This is a genomic window from Streptomyces sp. NPDC126503 (assembly GCF_040302405.1).
Lineage (GTDB): Bacteria > Actinomycetota > Actinomycetes > Streptomycetales > Streptomycetaceae > Streptomyces > Streptomyces gulbargensis.
Genome location: NZ_JBEORS010000005.1, coordinates 45407 through 64849, shown reverse-complemented (window position 1 = coordinate 64849; position 19443 = coordinate 45407). Strand labels below are relative to the sequence as shown.

Here is a 19443-nt window from a genome sequence, read left to right as displayed (position 1 = left end):
CGGCCCCGGACGTGCGGTCCGGGCCGGTGCGGACCAGGTCGTACGGATCAGGTCGTACGGTTCAGGCGCGCGTGCAGCACGGCCGCGTTGCGCGAGGGCCGTTCGCGGTCGTGCGCCCACTTGTTCAGCCACCAGAGCAGTCGTTCGCGGTGCGCGCCCGGCCTGCGGGCCACGTCGGCCAGGAGGCCGGCCAGCGCGTCGAGCGTTCCGGGACGCCCCCGGTCGGCGTACGTGTCGATCCACTCGCGCAGGGCGAGCAGGGCGCTCTCCTGCACCGGGCGGCGCGCCAGGGCCCGGGCCCAGAGTTCCGCGAGGGCCGCGCGGTGCGCGGGCAGCCCGCTCAGCAGCAGCGGCACACCGGGCACGCCCTCCACGGGGCCGTCCGCCGGGGCCTCGTACGGCCGGGTCGTCGCGAAGACGAAGGCGGACAGCGTCTTCACCACCATGGGGGAGAGGTCCCGCGGCGCCGACCAGTCCAGATGGGCGGCGAGCAGCGGCCCCGCCTGCCCCTGGTGGACGAGGTGCACCCCGCCCCACGCCACGGACGGCAGCGTGCCCCAGTCGTCGCCCCGGTCCAGCGCGTCCCGCAGGACGGCCACCGCCCGGTCGGGCGCGGTGCGGCCCAGGAGCCCGCCCGCCGTGTTGGCCGCCGTCCCCGCGAGCCGCCGCTCGCGGGCCGAGCTGCCGCCGCGCGCCCAGTCGTGCAGCAGCGCCCACACGGCGTCGGTCGAGTCGGCGTCGCCGCCGGCCACCCCGAGTGCCGTGGCGGCGGCCTGGCGGAGCTGCCACGACTCCGCGGCGGCCCACGCCGTCAGATAGCGGTGCACGGCGTAGTGGTGGTCCGCGCGGGCGAGCACCCCGGCGGCGACGGCCGCCCGGGCCCGCACCTCCAGGTCGTGGTGGCCGAGGAGCTGCCGCAGCCAGGAGAGCAGGGCCTCGCGCCAGCCGTCGAGCCCCGTCCAGGCGTAGAGGAGGACGACCTGGCCGAGGAGGGCGTTGCGGAAGCGGACGCGCGGCGGCCCGCCCGCGCTGCCGTCGAGCCTGATCCACTGCTGCTCGTCGCCCAGCCGGTCCCGGAACCGTACGTCCGGCGGGGCGGGCGCCGGCTCCGCGAGCGCGTCCCGGAGCTTCACCGCGGCCTCGGCGACGGTCAGGTAGCCGCACTCCTCCAGGACGGCCGCGGCGAGCGCGAACGCCACGGCTTCCGGGTGCCGGTGGCGGTCGAACCAGGCTCGCACCTGGTCACTGGGGTCGCGCAGCGCGGCAGCGGCGGCGGCCACGTCCCGCCCGGCGGTGATCTCGGCGGCGAGCCGGGCCGCGTGCCGGGCGGCGGGCAGCTCCCGCAGGGTGTCGGTGACGCCGCCGGAGGCGCAGCGGGCCCGCAGTTCGGCGTACGCCTCCGGGGCGGCCCCGAGTCCGAGGACCCGCCGTTCGAGGACGGCCATCGGGTCGACGGGGGCGAGTTCGTGCGCGGCGACCACCGCGCCGCCGTCCCCGCGCACGGCGATCGCGAGGTCCTGGCCGCCGGTGAGCACCAGGTGGCAGCCCCGGGCGCGCAGGGCCGCCACGAGGGCGGGCAGCAGCCGGGGGAGCGCGCGGAAGTGGCGCGCCGCTTCGGGACCGTCTCCGACGTGGGCCACGTATCCGCCGGCGGGCACGGGCGGTTCCCAGCCGGGGGCGAGCAGGTCGGCCGGGTCGAGGAGCCGGTGGCAGATCCCGCCGCCGTCGGCACCGGCCAGCGCGAGCGCCTCGGCGAGCAGGTTGACCGCGGTGGCCTCGCGCCCGCTGCCGGAGGGCCCGGTCAGGACGAGCAGCCGCCGCTCGCTGAGGAGGCCGAGCGCGGAGCGGTACCCGGAAGGCCGGACGAACCGGGCGGTGTGGTCGTCCAGTTCGGCGGCGTCGAGCGGCAGGACGGAACCCTCACCGGTGGCGGTCCGCGCACGGGGCCGCCCGCCGCCGTCCGTGTGGAAGCCGCCGCCGAAGCTGACGCTGTCGTTGAAGAGGGCCAGCGTGCCGATCCGGGTGCCGGAGGCGTCGGCGCTGAGCCGCCGCGCGATGAGGTCGGCGATGGCCCCGGCTCGCTGGGCCTCCGACCGTTCCGGGTCGTCGGTCGCGCCGCCCTGGGCGAGCGAACGCAGCGCGTCGGACTCGCTGACGGGGCCGTCCCGGTCCGCCCCCGTGCTCCGTCGCTCGCTCTCCGGCGGGGCCTCGGGCGGGTCGGCGGGGGCGGGCGGCGGGGCGGGTTCGGCGCTCGTACCGCCGGACGGGGCGGCGGTGACTTCCTCGCTCATGGCACACGGGTTTCCGGGAGGGACGGACGAAGAGGGGCGCGCCGACGGCGGCCCCTCACTTGCTCGGGGAACGGTCTCGCGGGACTTACGAGACGTTCCAGTCGCCCTTGATCTCGACCCTCTCGTTGAACACCTGGGCGTTCTTGATGAGGGCCGCGCTGACCTGCGGTCCACCGGGCCCGCCCCCCGCGGCGACCGCCTCGTCGACCATGCGCCGCAGGTCGTCCTCGAACTGACGGTCCCTCAGCATGTGTGCGGCGAGCATCCTCTCGAGCTCCTGCCGGCCGACCTCGTCGTCCGGGGCGTCCGCCACGCGCTCCAGAGCGGTCTCGGCCGCGGAGTCGCCGCGGAACCGGGCCCTGATCCGCTCGACGAGCCGCGCTCCGCCGCTCCAGCCGCTGCGGCCGGCCTCCTGGCCGGTGGCCTCCAACGCACCCTTGACGACAAGGGCCACGCCCGCGGCGGCGACTGCGGTGATCGGATCCATGTGTTCCCCCGGTTGTTCCTTGCACACACGTGAGGCCATTCAAGTGGTCCCCCGGTGGCGCGCCAGACGGTCGGCGAACAATGACCGAAAAACGCCCGGTGAGGAGGGCGATGGCTGATTCCGCTCGATGGGTCCTGGCAGGTGCTCCCGGTCGGTCCGACCCGCGCACGGGTGTGGTAGGACTGTTCAGCTTTGCAAACAGTCAGTCGTAACGGGGGAATGGAACGTGGCGGTCACGGTTCCGGACTGGGCGGACACCCTTCTCGATCTGATCGGTGTCGCCTGGCCGAATGTGGATGAGGACGCCTACCGCGAGATGGCGGTCGCCCTCCGGGAGTTCGCGGAGGACCTGGAGGACGACGGCCAGCTCGCGAACAACCACTTCGAGCGGCTGCTCTCCTCGGGCCGGGGCGAGTCCCTGGACGCGCTCAACGAGCACTGGTCCAAGGTCAAGAGCAAGCACATCAAGGACATCTCCGGTGCCGCGCGCACCATCGCGGGGGCGCTCGACACGGCGGCCGGGGCCATCGAGGGCATGAAGCTCGCCGCGCTCGTCCAGCTCGGCTACCTCGCCGCCGAGGCCGGGATCGCGCTCTCGCTCATCCCGGTCACCGGCGGCCTGTCCGCGCTGATCGGCGCCGGGGCGATGCGCGCCACGCAGGAAGTCATCAAGCGGCTGATCAAGGAGTGCGTCGAGGAAGCCGTCGGCTACATCGTGGCGGCCATGACCGAGCCGGCGGTGGCGGCCCTGGAGGGCATGGCGGCCGACCTCGTCGTCCAGCTCGGCGCGGTGGCGATCGGCCTGCAGGACGGCGTGGACCTGGACCGGACGACGGACGCCGGCAAGGACGGCTTCAAGGAGGGCGTCCAGTCGGGCAAGGAGGCGATGAACCTCGCCTCCGCCGGAGGCGGCGGCGGTGGCGGGGGTGCCAAGGGCAGCGGCCTGAAGGACCTGCACATCGAGCACGCCGAGCACACGCACGCCTCCACGCAGCTCAACGGCGTGAGCGTGAACATCCACGGCAAGACCGCCGGCAAGCTGACGAAGGCGAAGACGGCGCATGGGCGGACGCGCGGGCGCGACTCGATCGCGGACGCGATCGACCCGATCGCGGACAAGGCGCTGGAAGCGCTGACCAAGGCCGCGAAGACCATGGGCGACCACCTCGGCCAGACCCTCCCCAAGGCGGTCAAGCAGATCGCGGTCGACCACAAGAACACCGACGACGCGCTGCGCGACCGGTTCGCCCGGCAGCGCAAGGGCGACCACGACAACGACGGTGGCAAGGGAGGCGGCGGAGGCGGCGGGAACGGCAACCCTCCCGGCGGAGGCGGAGGCGGCAACGGCTCCGGCGACAACCCCGGCGGCAAGCGCATCACCCCCGCCCCGCCCTGGCACGGCAGCTCCGCCGGCACGATGCGCCACCACCGCACGGACCCGCTCGACGTCAGCCACCTGACCCCCGAGCAGCAGCGCGAGGCGCTGGTCCAGGAGGCCCGCGACCTGGCGGACCGGGCACGCAGGGCCGACCCCGACAACCCGGACGACCCCAAGCACCAGATCGACCTGGCCAAGACCCGGTTCCCGGTCGGTGAGCACCTCCTCAAGGACAACAGCTGTTCCGGCGGGCTCCTCCACGACGGTGTCGTGACGAGCCACACCAGCGCGACCCAGTACGAGGGCAAGGACAAGCCCGACCTGCATCCCGGCGCCCAGCAGGTCTACGACGAGGTGAAGGCCATCCACGACGCCCAGGGCACCAGGCCCGGCGCGGGCCACGGCAAGTGCGCGGAGGCCATGCTCCTGTCGGACCGGCTCCGCCAGCTCGACCCGTCCGGCACGTCCATCACCACGACCGACCAGGTACGGGAGGCGATGGCGGGGGCGCAGATGTACAGCGTGCAGATCGGGCGGGACAGGCGCGGCCTCCTCCAGCACAACGACTACAAAGAGCCGTGTCCCTCGTGTGCGATCGCACTCGACATCACCGGCATCAACGCCTACGCAGGTTAGGAGCCCCCCATGCCCCATCTCCATGTCCCCGCGGACGTCGACGCCTGGTTCGCCGAGAACGGCTGGTTCCCCGGCCGGAAGGCCGGCGAGTCGGCCACGGCGTTCGTGGCGGCCGTCGTCGACGAGAGCCGGAAGCGGGGGTTCCCGGTGGAGCCGTTCCCCGCCGCGACCGACTTCCTCGAGGAGCACGCCGGGCTGCGCGTGGTGCACGACGCCCAGCGCGACGCCTACCTGGAGTTCACGCCCGTGCCCTACTGGGGCCACAGCTTCGAGGACATGGCCGAGCTGAGCCGTAACCTCGGCGTGCGGCTCTTCCCGGTCGGGTGGGACTCCACCGACGCGGAGCTGTACGTCATCGACGAGCAGGGCCGGTTCTTCTGCATGCACCACACGGGCGACTACTACATGGGCACCGGCAAGCACGAGGCGATGATCGGCCTGTACCGGACGCCCATGCAGGACGCGGAGGATTTCTATGTCTGACCTGGTTCCCGGTACGGCGGCCTCGCTGCTCCTCCACGGCACGATCACCAGCCACACCAACCTCACCGGTGACGGCGAGCCGCGCCTCCACCCCGCCGTGCGGGAGTTCTTCGACCGGCTCCCGGCCGGCCTGCGCGAACCGTTCATCGGCTACTGCGCCGAGTCCGCCCTCGTCTCCGACGAACTGTTCGCCTTCGACCGGACGCGCGGCGACGGCCGCACCGCCGGCCTCGACGAGGCCGCCCCGCACTTCGCGGGCGCGGCGATCGTCGCCCGCAAGATCCGGCCGCACGGGGACCCCGAGCACGGCAGGGAGGCCGAGGTCTGCCGTTCCTGCACGGCGCTCCTCGACCGGCTGGGGATCACGATCCTCCACGACCCGGCATGAGGCGGGCGGTGCCGGAAGAGGCGGGCCGGCCGCCCGGCGGGAACGCGGGTGACGCCGCCCTGCTCGCGATCCTCGTCGCGACGACCCACGGCGCGGGCGAGGTGTTCCCCGCCGCCGAGCGGGCCGTGCGCGAGTTCCACGGGCTGACCCTGCGCCCCGATCCGGCCGGCGGCCGGGAGGTCGCCACCCTCGGCGCCGTCGTCGACCCGCGCGAGGCCCGCTTCGACATCCCGTCGCTGCTCCGGCTCGCCGACTCCCTCGGCGTACGCCTCTTCCCCCTCGGTCGTACGGACACGGACGCGCCGCTCGCGGTCGACGAGCACGGCCGGCTCCTGATGCTCGGCCCCGGCGGGCCCTGGCTCCTCGGCGAGACGGTCCGCGACGGTCTCGCGGCCCTCACGGAAGGGCGCGCGCCGGTACGGCTCCGGCCGCCCCGGTGGAGCGTCCCGCTGCCCGGCCTCCCCGCCGAACTCGGCGCGGCCGTGCGCGCCGCGCTCGTCGCCGTCTACGTCCTGCACAGCACGGGCGTCTTCAGCGCCCGCGCGCTGCGCCTGCGGGCCACCACCCTGCGGGGCATCGGCGTCGTGGCGGTGGACGAGGAGTTCCCGCTGCGCCGGGGCGCCCTGGAGGACAACGCGGAGCCGCTCGCCGAGGCGATGACCCGCGCCGTCGAAGCGGCGGGTGCCCGCCCGGGCGCCTGCGAACTGACGCTCACCGTCCCCGCCCCGCCCGGCACGGAAGGCCCGGCGGCGACGGTCACCTGCGCGCTGACGACGGGCGCCGAGCCCGACGCCCCCGCCCTCACCCTGACGGCCGCCCTCTCGGCGGCCTCCGGCCCCACGGCGGCGGCCCTGACCGCCTGCGCCCGGGAACTCACCGCCTGGGCGGCGGCCCGGCAAGATCCGGAAGGAAGGCCCTAGGGGCGTTCCGAACGTCTGTGGTCTCTTCACCTGAGACCCTTCAGGTTGATCACCGCCGGGGGAGAAGTGGGCAGCCACTTCTCCCCCGGCTTTCCTTGCTGTCGGAAGGCAACGATGATGTCGAATTACTCGGACTGGCAGGACCGGATGCTGCGAGCGGTCTGGCGGCACGGGGAGCGACTCCCCGAGGAGGTGCTGACGTGGATGGCCGAGCTGTACGGCGAGCGCGGAGAGATTCCGGAAGCGGAGTTCTGTGATTCCTGGACCGCGCGAACCTTCTCCATGGCGAGATCGGCCTTCGAGACGGTCAGCAAGTCGGTGGAGCAGGACATCGGAAAGGCCACCACCGGCGACGACTTCACCTACCTCACCTACGTGCGCGACCCGGAAATGGGACCGGTCGGCGAGGTCCACATCAAGTCGGCGCAGGTCTCCACACCCGACTCGGCAGAGGTTCTGTGCGCCATGGCACAAGGGGTGCAGGAATTCGTCATGAGCCACCATCGCGTGACCTGGCCCGTCTGCGACGAGCACAACCGCGGCCTGCATGTCGATCACGTCCATGAGACCCCGGTCTGGACATGCACGGGCGGGACCCCGGACGGTCACGTGGTGCGAGCGATTGATCCCGCGGTTCAGATGTAGACGACCGGGCGGCTGAGCCGGGCGGCGGGAGATCGGGACACGGTGGCGGCCTCTTCCCGCCGCGCGTCACGTCCTGCTCGCCCGCTCGTGACCGCCCGGCAGGTCTCAGGCGCCGGTCCGCCCGTCGACGAGCTCGCGCACGACGTCGAGGTGGCCGTTGTGGCGGGCAGTCCGCACAAGGTCATCAGCGGTGAACCCGGGAGCGGGGCCTTGCGGGCGTCTTCGGCGGACACGCCCTCGCACTTGGCTCGCGCCGTGTCGCGGGCGTAGTCCAGGAAGGTGGCCAGCTGGGTACGCTCGTCCCACGTGGGAGGCGTGTCGGCTCGTTGAGTCATCGCGGGGAGTCTCCCGCGGTCCGCAACGGGTGTCGATCCCATTGATCGGCAGCACCGTCACGTGCCGCAGCCCCTGCTTTCCCGACACGGCCCGGCTACGGCTCGTCGCTCAGTCGACGCAGAACTCGTTGCCCTCGACGTCCTGCATCACGATGCAGGACTCGTTCTCCTCGTCCGCGTACAGGGTGCGCACGTGGACCCCGCCGAGCTCGGTCAGGCGGGCGCACTCGGCCTCCAGGGTGGCGAGGCGCTCGGCGCCCACGAGGCCGGTGCCGACCCGGACGTCGAGGTGCACCCTGTTCTTCACGACCTTGCCCTCGGGGACCCGCTGGAAGTAGATCCGCGGGCCCTTGCCCGAGGGGTCGACGGCCGCCGACCACGACTCCTCGCCCTCCGCCGACGGCGGAATGACGTACCCGAGCACCTCGCACCAGAAGCGAGCGACCCGCGCGGGCTCCGCGCAGTCGAAGGTCACCTGGAATTCCTTGATCTTTGCCACCGGTGCACCGTAACGGCGGTGACGGCGCCGCTCAAGCGGGTTTTCAGTGGACGGAGAAGCCGCCGTCGACGAAGAGGGACTGGCCGGTGACGTACGCGGAGGAGGCGCTCGCCAGGAAGACGGCCGCGCCCGCGAAGTCCTCCGCCAGACCGTTGCGGCCGACCATCGTGCGCGCGGCGAGGGCTTCCACCTTCTCCGGGTCGGAGGCGAGCCGCCGGTTGAGCGCGGTCAGCACGAATCCCGGCACCAGGGTGTTGGCGGTGACGCCGTACGGGGACCAGGCCTCGGCCTGGGAGCGGGCGAGGGACTCCAGGGCGCCCTTGGACACCCCGTACGCACCGCTCTGGACGAAGGCGCGGTGCGCCTGCTGAGAGGTGATGTGGATGATCCGGCCGAAACCGCGCTCGGCCATGCCGGGGCCGAAGCGCCGGCCGAGGAGGAACGGCGCCTCCAGGTTCACGGTCATCGTCGTGTCCCAGACCTCCTCGCCCAGCTCGCCCATCGGCGGACGGAGGTTGACGCCGGCCGAGTTGACGAGGATGTCGGGCTCCCCGAACACGGCCGCGGCCGCCTCGGCCCCGGCCTTGATGCCCTCGCGGGTGCTCAGGTCGGCGCTGACCCAGCCGGCACGGCAGCCCTCGGCCGTCAGCTCCTCGACGGTCGCGACGAGCTCGGCCTCCTTGCGGGCCAGGACCACCACGCTCGCCCCGGCGCGGGCGAGCGCCCCGGCGATCGCCCTGCCGATGCCGGAACTGCCGCCGGTGACGAGGGCGGTGCGGCCTTCGAGGGAGAAGAGGCCGGAGAGGTATCCGGCGGGCGTGCTGCTCATCTGGTCTGCGCTCCTCGCGTCGTACGGCACCGGGCCCTCCGCGTGCGGGGGAGGGCCGGTACGCGCATCCTCGCAGACGCGGCTCAGGCCAGGCGGGCGAGGAACTCCGTCCAGGCGGCCGGTGCCACGGTGAAGTGGGGACCGTCGGGGTTCTTGGAGTCGCGGACGTGGACGGTGGAGGGGCAGGAGGCGACCTCGACGCAGTCGTCGCCGCTGCCGCCGCTGTAGCTGGACTTGTGCCAGGAGAGGGCCACTTCGACGCAGTTGTCGCCGTCGCCGCCGCTGTAGCTGCTCTTGAACCAGGCCAGTTCAGTGGTGCTCATAGTGCTCCTCGGATCTCCCGCAGCAGGCTCACGGATGCTTCTACGGACAGAGCCTGTGCCCGCATCCTGGCATACCGCTGCTGGAGGATGCTGACGACTTTGGGGTCGGAGATGAGCTGGCCGGTCTCCTGGCCCTCGCAGTAGGCGTACCAGGTGTTCTCCTCGGTCTCCAGGAGACGCAAGGGGCCGTCGAGACCGGCGTGGTGACCGCGCGACTGCGGCATGATCTGGATGTCGATGTTGCGACGCTCGCAGAGCGCGAGGATGTGGTCGAGCTGCTCCCGCATGACCTCCGCGCCACCGATCTGGCGGCGCAGCACGTGCTCCTCGATGATGAAGCTGAAGATCGTCTCCGGGCGCTCCATGAGGATGCGCGTGCGCTCCACGCGGGCGACCAGGTTCGATTCGATCTTGTCGTCACCCATCGCGGGGATCTGCTCCTCGAAGAGCGTCCGGGCGTAGGCGGGCGTCTGGAAGAGGCCCGGCACGAGCCGGTTCTCGAAGGTGTACAGCGTCACCGCCAGCGGCTCCAGCCCCGCCCACCCCTCGAACCACTTCGCCAGACCCGCCTTCCGCGTCAGGTGCTTCGCCGCCGCCTTGATCACCCCGAACGCGTCCAGCACCTCCTCCGCGCGGGCCACGAAGTCCTTCGACGGCAGGCGCCGGCCCTGCTCGATCGAGGCGATCATCGGGACCGAGTAGCCGACCAGCGGGGCGAACTGTTCCTGCGTCAGGCCCGCTCGTCTGCGGAAGGCCTTGACCACTTCCCCGAATGCCTTCAGGCTCTCCGACGTCTCCGGTTCGCTCCCCTTCGGGACCTCGTCCGTCACCCCGCCACCTCCCGTACCCGTGTGCTCACGTCGAACTCGTCAAGATTTACCGACAGTCACCGGTACGGTCCAGAGAGTGAACCCGTACGCTGTGCAGCGTACGGGTTCCTGAGCTGGCAACTCGCCCCGCGCGGCGCCACATTGGCCCCATGACCTCCCCTGTGACCCGCGAAGCGCCCGTTACCGTACGTGTGTTCACCCAGCGCTTCAGCTCCACCCCGCGCGGGGCCCGGCTCGTCCGCCGGCTCGCCCTGCACCAACTCCAGCGCTGGGACATCCCTTACGGCTCCGAGACCTCCGACACCGCCGGGCTGCTCGTCGCCGAGCTCGCCGCCAACGCCGTCACCCACGGGCGGGTGCCCGGGCGCGACTGCGAGCTGGTGCTCGCGTACACGCCCGGGCTGCTGCTCCGGGTCGACGTCTCCGACACCCGGGGCGAGCGGCGCCCGGCCCCCGGGGCCCACGGCCCCCTCGACGAGGGCGGGCGCGGGCTGCTGCTCGTCGGGGCGCTGGCCTCGCGCTGGTCGGTGCTCGACCGCGTACCGGTCGGGAAGACCGTACGGGCCGAGCTCGACCTCAGCCCCGAAGGGCCTCGTACCCCGCCGGGCGGGTCGTGAAGGTGCCCCGGCCCTGGGTCCGGCCGCGCAGGCGGGACGCGTAGCCGAACAGTTCGGCGAGCGGCACGGTCGCCGTCACCACCGCCGTACCGGCGCGGTTCGCCTGGTCCGTCACCCGGCCCCGCCGGGCGGCGAGGTCACCGAGGACCGCGCCGACGCACTCCGCCGGGACGGTGACCGTGACGTGGGCCACCGGCTCCAGGAGCGTCATCCCGCACGCCCGGAGCGCCTCGCGCAGCGCGAACCTGCCTGCTGTGCGGAACGCCATCTCCGAGGAGTCCTTCGGATGCGTGGCGCCGTCCGTGAGCGTGACCCGGACGCCCGTCACCGGGTGGCCGCCGAGCGGGCCCTCGGCGAGGGCGTCCCGGCAGCCGGCCTCGACCGCGCGCACGTACTCCTGCGGGACGCGACCGCCCGTGACCGTCGACGCGAAGGCGAACTCCTCCTCCGACGTGGCCGGTTCGACATCGATGACGACATGGGCGAACTGGCCCGCCCCGCCGTCCTGCTTCACGTGCCGGTACAGCAGCCCGGTGACGCCCTTCTCCACCGTCTCCCGGTACGCCACCTGGGGGCGGCCGACCGTCACCTCGACGCCCCGGTCCCTGCGGACCTTCTCCACCGCGACCTCCAGGTGCAGTTCGCCCATGCCCGACAGGACGGTCTGGCCGGTCTCCGGGTCGGTCCGCACCACCAGGGACGGGTCCTCCTCCGTGAGCCGGGCGAGGGCCGTCGCCAGCCGGCCGGTGTCCGCGCTCCGGCGGGCCTCCACGGCGACCGAGACCACCGGGGCGGCGGTCGTCGGCGGTTCCAGGACGACCGGCGCGGCCGGGTCGCACAAGGTGGCCCCGGCGCGGGCGGCCTTCGGCCCGACGACGGCGACGATGTCACCGGCCCGTGCCTCCTCCACCTCCGTGGCCCGGTCGGCCTGGACGCGCAGCACGCGGGCGATCCGCTCGGTGCGGCCGGTCGCGGTGTCGAGCACGGTGTCCCCCTTTCCGATCGTGCCCGCGTAGACGCGGAGGTAGGTCATGCGGCCGGTGGCGGTCGCGTGCACCTTGAAGACGAGCGCGGTGAACGGCGCCGCCGGGTCCGCCGGGACGGTCCCCCGCACCGGTGGCATGTCCGGCGGTGCCGGCAGGTACGCGACGACGGCGTCCAGGAGCGGTTCGACGCCCCGGTCGCGGTAGGCCGAGCCGCCCAGCACGACGACGGCCTCGCCGCCGAGCGTGAGGTCCCGCAGGGCGTTCCTCAGCGTCCCCTCGGACAGCGCGGAATCCGCGCAGAACTCCTCCAGGGCGCCCGGATGCAGCTCCGCCACCCTCTCCTCCAGGGCGCGTCTGCGGCGCCCGGCCTCGTCGCGGAGCGCCTCGGGCACCTCCTGCTCGGTGTACGTGCCGGCCCCGCCGGCCCACACGTACGCCCGCATGCGGACCAGGTCCACGACGCCGGTGAAGCCGTCCTCGCGGCCGATGGGCAGCTGGACGGGGAGCGGGACGACGCCCAGGCGGGTGCGGATCGACTCCACGGCCGCGTCGAACTCGGCCCCGGCGCGGTCCAGCTTGTTGACGAAGGCGATCCGGGGGACGCCGTGCCGGTCGGCCTGCCGCCACACCGTCTCGCTCTGCGGCTCGACGCCCGCGACGGCGTCGAAGACGGCGACGGCGCCGTCCAGGACGCGCAGCGCGCGCTCGACCTCGTCGGAGAAGTCGACGTGGCCGGGCGTGTCGATGAGATGGAGCCGGTGACCGGCCCAGTCGCAGCTGACGGCGGCGGCGGAGATGGTGATGCCCCGGTCGCGCTCCTGCGGGTCGAAGTCCGTGACGGTGGTGCCCTCGTGGACCTCGCCGCGCTTGTGGGTCGCGCCCGTCAGGTACAGGATCCGCTCGGTGACGGTGGTCTTGCCCGCGTCGACGTGGGCCAGGATGCCGAGGTTGCGGACGGTGGTGCTGTCAGGGGTACGCACGGTCTCGTGCCTTTCGCTGCTGCGTGAGAACAGGGCAGCGCGATTCCCGGACGGCGGTCAGGGGTGTGACGCCGTCACGGGCGGCGATGGCGGGCGCGCAGCCGCCACCGCTCGGCGGGGGAGGCGAGGATCACGTCGTACCGGGCAGCGGGGGAGGACACGACGGCGGCGCGACGGCAACGCACGGTCCTCTCCCCTCGGTCGGTCGGCACACGGCACCGGCACACCGTTCGGTGCGCGGTGCCGTGAGTCTAGGGAGGGCGAAAGCCCGTGCGACAGCGGTTTTTCTAGGCGTCGGTGGCGTCCGTGGCGTCGGCGGGCTGGAGCAGGTCCCAGCGGTTGCCGTACAGGTCCTCGAAGACGGCGACCGACCCGTACGGCTCGTGGCGCGGCTCCTCCAGGAAGCGGACCCCGGCGGCGGTCATCCGGGCGTGGTCGCGCGCGAAGTCGTCGGTGTGGAGGAAGAAGCCGACCCGGCCGCCCGTCTGGTTGCCGACCGCGGCGGCCTCGGTCTCGTTCTTGGCGCGGGCGAGCAGCAGCCCGGCGTTCCCGAGGCCGCCGACCCCGGCGGCGCCGCGCGGGCGGACGACGACCCAGCGACTGCCGTCGCCCCGGTCGGTGTCCTCGACGAGGTCGAAGCCGAGGGCGTCGGTGTAGAAGGCGATGGCCTCGTCGTACTCACGGACGACGAGGGTGACGAGTGCGATGGACGGCATTACCCCAACGTAATACGCGGAACGGGCGGAAATCCACGCGCGTCGACCCGCCTCCGGGAAAGGGCGACCCTCGCGTGGTCGAGGGTCGCACCGAGGGTCGGGGTGGGGTGCGGCGGGGGCCTGGGCAGGGTGCGGCCGGGGGCCGGGGGGAGGGGGCCCGCGCGAGGGCCGGGACCGGTGGGGGCACGAGTCCCGGGGACAGGGGCGCCCGCGCGCCGGGCGGGCGCGCTCGCGCGGAGCCGGTGCCACCGTCCGTCCGGCCGGGCGCGGTGCGAGAATGCCGGGCATGGACGCAGAGGGGTTCGACCGGCTCGCCGCCCGCGCGAGGGCTCTCGTCGAGCCGGGCCGGCGGCGGATCCTCGGGCTCGCGGGCCCGCCCGGCGCCGGCAAGTCCACGCTCGCCGCGCGACTGGCCGACCGCCTCGGCGGCCTCGCCGTCCTCGTCCCCATGGACGGATTCCACCTCGCCCAGGCCGAGTTGGACCGCCTCGGCAGGGCGGACCGCAAGGGCGCGCCCGACACCTTCGACGCGGCCGGGTACACCGCGCTCCTCGCCCGGCTCCGCACCCCCGAACCCGGCGTCACCGTCTACGCCCCCGCCTTCGACCGCTCCCTGGAGGAGCCGGTCGCGGGGTCCCTGCCGGTCGCCCCCGAGGTTCCGCTCGTGATCACCGAGGGCAACTACCTCCTGCACGACGAGGGGCCGTGGGCCCGGGTCCTGCCCCTCCTGGACGAGGCCTGGTACCTGGACCTGGACGACGGGCGGCGGGTGGAGCGCCTGGTGGAGCGGCACGTCCGCTTCGGCAAGGACCGGGCGCGGGCGGAGCGGTGGGTCAGGACCTCGGACGAGGCGAACGCGCGCCTCGTGGCCCGCGGCCGGCACCGCGCGCACCTCGTCGTCCCGGTGCCGTGACGACCGGCCCGGCCGAAACTCCCGGGGCGGCGCCGACCCCCGTGCGGCGCCACCCTCCGCGTACGGCACGCGCTCAGGAACGGCCGCTCCGCGCGTGCGTGGCCGCCGCCTCCGCGAACGCCCGGATCAGCGGGTGCGGCCGGGTGCCGTCGCCGGCCAGCTCCGGCTGGAAGAGGGTCGCCAGGAAGAAGGGGTGGGAGGGGAGTTCGGCGATCCGCACGCCGCCCTCCTCGTCCTCGCCCGTGAACCGCAGGCCGTGGGCCCGCAGGACGTCGAGCCTGCGCCTGTCGGGGCCGTAGTCGCAGTGGTAGCGCTCCTGGGTCCGCCCGGCGCCCAGGGCCCGTTCGGCCAGGGAGCCGGGGGCGACCCGGACCGGACCCTCGTGGCCCACCAGGGAGCAGGCGAGCGGGGCGATCACCAGGTCGTCCTCGCCGGCCGCCGGGTCGTTCTCGGCGTGCGCGGCCCGCTCCAGGCCGCAGACGGAGCGGGCGTACTCGAGCAGCGCGTGCTGGAAGCCGCCGCAGGTGCCGAGGAAGGGGATGCCGTCCTCGCGGGCGGTGCGGATCGCCGCCAGGGCCCCCGCCTCACTGGCGTACGGGCTCCCGGGCAGCACCCACACGGCGTCGAAGCCCTTCACCGCGCCGGGCTCCTCCGCGTCCGGCGTGGGGATCCAGTACGCGTCGAGCGCGAGTCCGTCCCGCTCCGCCAGCGCGTCGAGGAGCACGGGGATCCGGACGTGGGAGGTGACGTGCGGGGAGCGGTCACCGACGAGGGCGATCCGGGGAAGGGTGTGCGTGGTCATGCGCCCCATCCTGCGGAGTCGCCCTCGTTCACGTCCAACGATGATCTCTGCTCTCTCCATCACGAGAACTGATGCCCGTCTCGCTAGGCTGAGGCGCATGAGCACCCATGGAACAGAGCGGGGCACCGGCCCGGGTACGGACCAGGACTGGGAGCGCCGCGTCGCCGCCCTCTGGGAGCGGTTCGACGCCCACGACCCCGCCGACTTCCGGGAACGGATCGCCGAACTCGCCGCCGAACGCCCCCGGGACGACGCCGCCGCCCTCTTCGAACAGGGCGCCGCGCACGACTCCACCGGGTTGCCCGAGGAGGCCGTCGACCTCTACCGGCGGGCCCTCGACCGCGGCCTCACCGGGCTCCGCCGGCGGCGGGCCGTCATCCAGCTGGCCAGCAGTCTGCGCAACCTCGGCCGGCCCGACCGCAGCGTCGAACTCCTCACCGCCGAGCGGGACATCCCCGCCGACCGGCTCGACGACGGCGAGCGGGCCCTCGACGGAGCCGTGGACGCCTTCCTCGCGCTCGCCCTCGCGGACACCGGCCGGGACCGCGAGGCCGCCTCCCTCGCGCTCGGCGCCCTCGCCCCGCTGCTGCCCCGCTACAACCACTCCCTCGCCCACTACGCCCGCGCCCTCCTCACCGCCCCCGACGGCTCCTGACCGGACCGGGCAACGCCCCCGTGGACCCGCACCTCCTCCGCACGTACGTCACCGTGGCCCGGCTCGCCTCCTTCTCCAGGGCCGCCCGCGAGCTCGGCTACACCCAGTCCGCCGTCTCCCAGCACATCGCCGCCCTGGAGGCCGACCTCGGGCTGCCGCTGCTCAGCCGGCGGCCCGTCGCCCCGACCCCGGCCGGCGAACGGCTCCTCGAACACGCCGGGGCGCTGCTGCTCCGGCTGGACGCCGCCCGCGCCGACCTGGACCGGTTCGCCGCATCGCCCCGCGCCACGCTCACCGTCGCCGCCTCCCCGCTCGCCCTGCACCCGCGCGTCCTGGCCGCCCTGCCCGCCACCGGGGTCACCCTGCGGGCCCTGGACCGCGACCGGGTGCCCGCCGCCGTCGCCACCGGGGAGGCCGACGCCGGGCTCGTCGACGGCGTCGCGGCCCCCAGCGACCCGCTCCGCCTGCCCGACGTGGCCCCGCTCGCCGCGACCCGGGTGGCCGAGGAGCCGCTCGCCGTCGTCCTTCCCGCCGGCCATCCGCTGGCCGGCCGCTCCGGGCTGCGCCTCACCGACCTGATCGACGCCCGCTGGCTCGACGCCCCCGTCGCCGGCGTCGCCCTGGACCGGCTGCGGGCCGTCCACGGCGGGCCCGCCGGGCGGGGCTTCCGCACCGCCCTGCGCTACGAGGGCGCCGACCCCCGGGCCGTCGTGGCCCTCTCCGCCGCGGGCCACGGCCTCGCGCTGCTGCCGCACCCCGTGACGGAGGGGGTGCCCGGCGCCGTCACCGTCCCCCTCGTCTCGCCCCGGCTCGTGCACCGCACCGAACTGCTGCTGCCGACGGCACCGGCCGGGCAGGCCGAACGCGGCGGCCGGCTGGGCGAGTTCACCCACAGGCTGCGAGGCTGACACACGTACTCGCTACCCTGTGGCCAACGGCGAGGGAAGGCGGGCGGGCGTGGGGTGGCTGCGGCGGGGGCCCAGGCGGGACGGCGAGGACGCGCCGAGGGATCCGCGCTTCGCGTACTTCTCCGAACGCGAGGCCGCCCTCTTCCGGGGCGGCGTCCGGGCGGCCTTCGCCGAACTGGGCCTGGAGGTCACCGTCTACGCCGACCACGTGACCGACGACCGGGGCCGGCAGTTCGGCCTCGGCAACCTCGCCGCCGTCTGCCACCAGGACCCCCGCGGCCCCCGCGTCTGGCCCCATCTGATCCACCGTCACATCGGCCTGGTGGTGCGGGCGATGGACGGGCCCTCCGCCCTCGACACCCTCCCGCCCGAGCAGATCCGCTCCCAGCTCTACCCCCGGGTGGTCAGCGGCGAGGGCATCGACCCCGACACCTTCGGGTACGCCAGGAGCCTCGCCCCCGGCCTGTACGAGGTCCTCGCGCTCGACCTGCCGGAGAGCGTCATGACCCTCACCGACGAGGCGCTCGACCGGCTCGGCGACCACGCCCGGCTGCGCGACCGGGCGCTCGGGAACCTGCGCGGGCTGCCCGTCGAGGAGCACGAGACCGTCCGGGACGCCGACGGCGTCTCCTTCGAGGTCATCCTCGGCGACTCCTTCTACACCGCGAGCCGCGTCCTCGACCTGGACGGCGTCGCCCGGCGGGTCACCGGCCTGCCGCTCGGGGAGCACGGGGCCCTGGTCGCCCTGCCCTTCCGGCACCAGCTCGCCTTCCACCCCATCCGGGACACCACCATCATCCCGGCCCTCGGCACCATGGCCTCCTTCGCCGCCTCCGGGTTCGAGGACACGCCGGGCGCCATCAGCCCGTACGTGTTCTGGTGGCGGGCCGGCACGCTGACGCAGCTCAGCGAGTACGACGCGGACCGGGGCGGCCTGCGGATCGTCGTCGGCGACGACTTCCAGGAGCTCCTGGAACGGCTCATCGCGCAGGGGCCCGACGGCCGCTGAAGCGGAAGCGCCGGCGGCGCCGCCGGGGGCGCTGCGCTCAGCCGTCCGCCAGGACGACCGCCGACTCGCCCGGCAGCCGCAGCACCCCGTCCGCGCCCGGCGCCGTCACCCGCTCCCAGGCGGCGAGCACCCGGTCGCGGCCGTGGGAGCCGAGCGGGATCGCGGCGGTCTCCCGGCCCAGGTTCACGGCCACCCGCAGGTCGCCCCGCCGGAAGACCAGCCAGCGCGCCTCCTCGTCGAACGCGACCTTCACCCCGGCCAGATCGGGATCGGTCAGGTCCGGCAGGGTGCGGCGCAGGGCGATCAGCTCCCGGTACCAGGCGAGCAGCCGCCGGTGCGGGTTCCGTTCGCGCTCGGAGCGGTCGAGGACCGAGCGGTCCCGGGTCGCCGGGTCCTGCGGGTCGGGCACCTCGTCCTCGGCCCAGCCGTGCGCCGCGAACTCCCGGCGGCGCCCCTTGCGAACCGCCTCGGCGAGCTCCGGATCGGTGTGGTCGGTGAAGTACTGCCACGGCGTGGTCGCCCCCCACTCCTCGCCCATGAACAGCATCGGCACCGAGGGGCCCGTCAGGACCAGCGCCGCCGCGCAGGCCAGCAGTCCGGGGGAGAGGGAGGCGGAGAGCCGGTCGCCGAGCGCCCGGTTGCCGATCTGGTCGTGGGTCTGCGCGTACGCGAGGAAACGGTGGGCGGGGGTGCGCCCCCGGTCCACCGGCCGCCCGTGGTGGCGGCCCCGGAAGGCCGAGTAGGTGCCGTCGTGGAAGAAGACGTGGGTGAGGGTCTTCGCGAGCGCCGCCATCGGGGCGCGGGCGAAGTCGGCGTAGTAGCCCTGCGACTCCCCGGTGAGGGCGGTGTGCAGGGCGTGATGGAAGTCGTCGTTCCACTGGGCGTGCACGCCCAGGCCGCCGAGCGTGCGCGGGGTCGTGGTGCGCGGATCGCACAGGTCGGACTCGGCGATGAGGAAGTGCTGCCGGCCCTGCTCCTTCGCCAGCTCGTCGACCGCCTCCGACAGCTCCTCCAGGAAGTGCAGGGCCCGGGTGTCGGCGAGCGCGTGCACCGCGTCCAGGCGCAGCCCGTCGATCCGGTAGTCCCGCAGCCAGGCGAGCGCGCTGCCCAGGAAGTACGCCCGGACCTCGTCCGAGCCCGGCGCGTCCAGGTTCACCGCCGCGCCCCACGGGGTGTGGTGGGTGTCCGTGAAGTACGGCCCGAAGACGGGCAGATGGTTGCCGGACGGCCCCAGGTGGTTGTGGACCACGTCGAGGACCACGCCCAGGCCGAGGCCGTGCGCCGTGTCCACGAACCGCTTGAGCGCCTCGGGGCCGCCGTACGGCTCGTGGACGGCCCACGGCGCCACCCCGTCGTACCCCCAGCCCCGCACCCCGGGGAACGGGCACAGCGGCATCAGCTCCACATGGGTGACGCCGAGGCCCGCCAGCTCCCCGAGGCGCTCCGCCGCCGCGTCGAGGGTGCCCTGCGGGGTGTAGGTGCCGACGTGCAGCTCGTAGAGGACGGCGCCGCGCAGCCGCAGGCGCGGTGCCTCGTGCCGCCAGGCGTACGCCGCGTGGTCGACGACGGCGGCCGGGCCCTCGGGGCCGTCGGGGAGCCGCCGGGCGCGCGGGTCGGGCAGGACGGGGCCGCCGTCGAGGGCGAAGCCGTACCGGTCACCGTCCGCGGCGGGCACCACCCCGGTCCACCAGCCGTCCCGTTCGGCGTCCCGGGCGAGGGCGTGGCGGGAACCGTTCAGCTCCAGCGTCACCCGGTCACGGGCGTGCGGCGCCCACACCTCGAACAGCACCTGCCGGTCCCTTCGTCGACGGAG

The 19443-nt window shown here is 74.2% G+C and carries 20 protein-coding genes and 2 pseudogenes; 11 read left to right on the top strand and 11 right to left on the bottom strand.

Annotated features, from left to right (window positions below; translation table 11 throughout):
- Positions 1-47 precede the first annotated feature (47 nt).
- Together ABTY40_RS08950 and ABTY40_RS08945 are read right to left on the bottom strand one after the other, a co-directional pair.
- Complete coding sequence (locus ABTY40_RS08950) at positions 48-2291, bottom strand: hypothetical protein (RefSeq protein WP_352058888.1); 2244 nt, start codon at positions 2289-2291, stop codon at positions 48-50.
- Positions 2292-2376: 85 nt separating this feature from the next.
- Entirely contained in the window at positions 2377-2778 is a 402-nt protein-coding gene (locus tag ABTY40_RS08945) for a hypothetical protein (RefSeq protein WP_352058887.1), read from the bottom strand.
- A gap of 226 nt (positions 2779-3004) precedes the next feature.
- On the opposite strand from ABTY40_RS08945, the pseudogene ABTY40_RS30870 reads away from it, so the two are divergent.
- The 6 genes and pseudogenes from ABTY40_RS30870 to ABTY40_RS08920 form a co-directional block, all read left to right on the top strand.
- A pseudogene (locus ABTY40_RS30870) lies at positions 3005-4118 on the top strand (WXG100-like domain-containing protein); the annotation flags it as partial.
- A gap of 77 nt (positions 4119-4195) precedes the next feature.
- The gene (locus ABTY40_RS30865) at positions 4196-4792 is read left to right on the top strand and encodes a YwqJ-related putative deaminase (protein ID WP_502990535.1); all 597 of its coding nucleotides are present in this window, start codon (positions 4196-4198) and stop codon (positions 4790-4792) included.
- A gap of 9 nt (positions 4793-4801) precedes the next feature.
- The gene (locus ABTY40_RS08935; protein ID WP_352058886.1) at positions 4802-5275 is read left to right on the top strand and encodes an SUKH-3 domain-containing protein; all 474 of its coding nucleotides are present in this window, start codon (positions 4802-4804) and stop codon (positions 5273-5275) included.
- Positions 5268-5663, top strand: coding sequence for a YwqJ-related putative deaminase (locus tag ABTY40_RS08930; RefSeq protein ID WP_352058885.1), 396 nt, complete (start codon positions 5268-5270; stop codon positions 5661-5663). Before ABTY40_RS08935 ends, ABTY40_RS08930 begins: the two co-directional genes overlap by 8 nt.
- Before the next feature lie 8 nt (positions 5664-5671).
- Entirely contained in the window at positions 5672-6583 is a 912-nt protein-coding gene (locus tag ABTY40_RS08925; RefSeq protein WP_352058884.1) for an SUKH-3 domain-containing protein, read from the top strand.
- A gap of 204 nt (positions 6584-6787) precedes the next feature.
- Complete coding sequence (locus ABTY40_RS08920) at positions 6788-7228, top strand: hypothetical protein (RefSeq protein ID WP_352058883.1); 441 nt, start codon at positions 6788-6790, stop codon at positions 7226-7228.
- A 167-nt stretch (positions 7229-7395) separates the two neighbouring features.
- Here ABTY40_RS08920 and ABTY40_RS08915 read toward each other — a convergent pair.
- The 5 genes and pseudogenes from ABTY40_RS08915 to ABTY40_RS08895 all read right to left on the bottom strand — a co-directional run.
- Positions 7396-7563 (bottom strand): annotated as a pseudogene (locus ABTY40_RS08915) (mini-circle protein); the annotation flags it as partial.
- Between the two features lie 109 nt (positions 7564-7672).
- Positions 7673-8062, bottom strand: a complete 390-nt coding sequence (locus ABTY40_RS08910) for a VOC family protein (protein WP_352058882.1) — start codon at positions 8060-8062, stop codon at positions 7673-7675.
- A gap of 43 nt (positions 8063-8105) precedes the next feature.
- Positions 8106-8891: an SDR family NAD(P)-dependent oxidoreductase gene (locus ABTY40_RS08905; RefSeq protein ID WP_352058881.1), complete on the bottom strand. Its 786-nt coding sequence runs from the start codon at positions 8889-8891 to the stop codon at positions 8106-8108.
- 83 nt (positions 8892-8974) lie between these two features.
- Positions 8975-9214: a DUF397 domain-containing protein gene (locus ABTY40_RS08900; RefSeq protein WP_352058880.1), complete on the bottom strand. Its 240-nt coding sequence runs from the start codon at positions 9212-9214 to the stop codon at positions 8975-8977.
- Positions 9211-10044: a helix-turn-helix domain-containing protein gene (locus ABTY40_RS08895; protein WP_352058879.1), complete on the bottom strand. Its 834-nt coding sequence runs from the start codon at positions 10042-10044 to the stop codon at positions 9211-9213. Before ABTY40_RS08895 ends, ABTY40_RS08900 begins: the two co-directional genes overlap by 4 nt.
- Positions 10045-10193: 149 nt before the next feature.
- Here ABTY40_RS08895 and ABTY40_RS08890 point away from each other — a divergent pair, with 149 nt between their 5' ends.
- Positions 10194-10661, top strand: coding sequence for an ATP-binding protein (locus tag ABTY40_RS08890; RefSeq protein WP_352058878.1), 468 nt, complete (start codon positions 10194-10196; stop codon positions 10659-10661).
- Here the strand turns inward: ABTY40_RS08890 and fusA are convergent.
- A complete protein-coding gene (gene fusA / locus ABTY40_RS08885; protein WP_352058877.1) occupies positions 10621-12627 on the bottom strand; it encodes an elongation factor G in 2007 nt (668 codons plus the stop codon). The two genes, ABTY40_RS08890 and fusA, sit on opposite strands and share 41 nt — an antisense overlap.
- Positions 12628-12914: 287 nt before the next feature.
- Positions 12915-13343: a VOC family protein gene (locus ABTY40_RS08880; protein ID WP_352058876.1), complete on the bottom strand. Its 429-nt coding sequence runs from the start codon at positions 13341-13343 to the stop codon at positions 12915-12917.
- 277 nt (positions 13344-13620) lie between these two features.
- On the opposite strand from ABTY40_RS08880, the gene ABTY40_RS08875 reads away from it, so the two are divergent.
- Positions 13621-14256, top strand: coding sequence for a nucleoside/nucleotide kinase family protein (locus tag ABTY40_RS08875; RefSeq protein WP_502990525.1), 636 nt, complete (start codon positions 13621-13623; stop codon positions 14254-14256).
- Between the two features lie 73 nt (positions 14257-14329).
- Here ABTY40_RS08875 and ABTY40_RS08870 read toward each other — a convergent pair whose 3' ends face one another.
- Positions 14330-15058, bottom strand: a complete 729-nt coding sequence (locus ABTY40_RS08870; RefSeq protein WP_352058874.1) for a CTP synthase C-terminal region-related (seleno)protein — start codon at positions 15056-15058, stop codon at positions 14330-14332.
- Between the two features lie 97 nt (positions 15059-15155).
- On the opposite strand from ABTY40_RS08870, the gene ABTY40_RS08865 reads away from it, so the two are divergent.
- Genes ABTY40_RS08865 through ABTY40_RS08855 form a run of 3 tightly spaced genes read left to right on the top strand, consistent with a single transcriptional unit; the run spans position 15156 to position 17630 of the window.
- Entirely contained in the window at positions 15156-15713 is a 558-nt protein-coding gene (locus ABTY40_RS08865; protein ID WP_352058873.1) for a tetratricopeptide repeat protein, read from the top strand.
- Positions 15714-15733: 20 nt separating this feature from the next.
- A complete protein-coding gene (locus ABTY40_RS08860) occupies positions 15734-16621 on the top strand; it encodes a LysR family transcriptional regulator (protein ID WP_352058872.1) in 888 nt (295 codons plus the stop codon).
- 49 nt (positions 16622-16670) lie between these two features.
- Positions 16671-17630, top strand: coding sequence for a DUF1444 domain-containing protein (locus ABTY40_RS08855; protein WP_352058871.1), 960 nt, complete (start codon positions 16671-16673; stop codon positions 17628-17630).
- Between the two features lie 37 nt (positions 17631-17667).
- Here ABTY40_RS08855 and treZ read toward each other — a convergent pair whose 3' ends face one another.
- Positions 17668-19419, bottom strand: coding sequence for a malto-oligosyltrehalose trehalohydrolase (gene treZ, locus ABTY40_RS08850; RefSeq protein WP_352058870.1), 1752 nt, complete (start codon positions 19417-19419; stop codon positions 17668-17670).
- Positions 19420-19443: the final 24 nt, after the last annotated feature.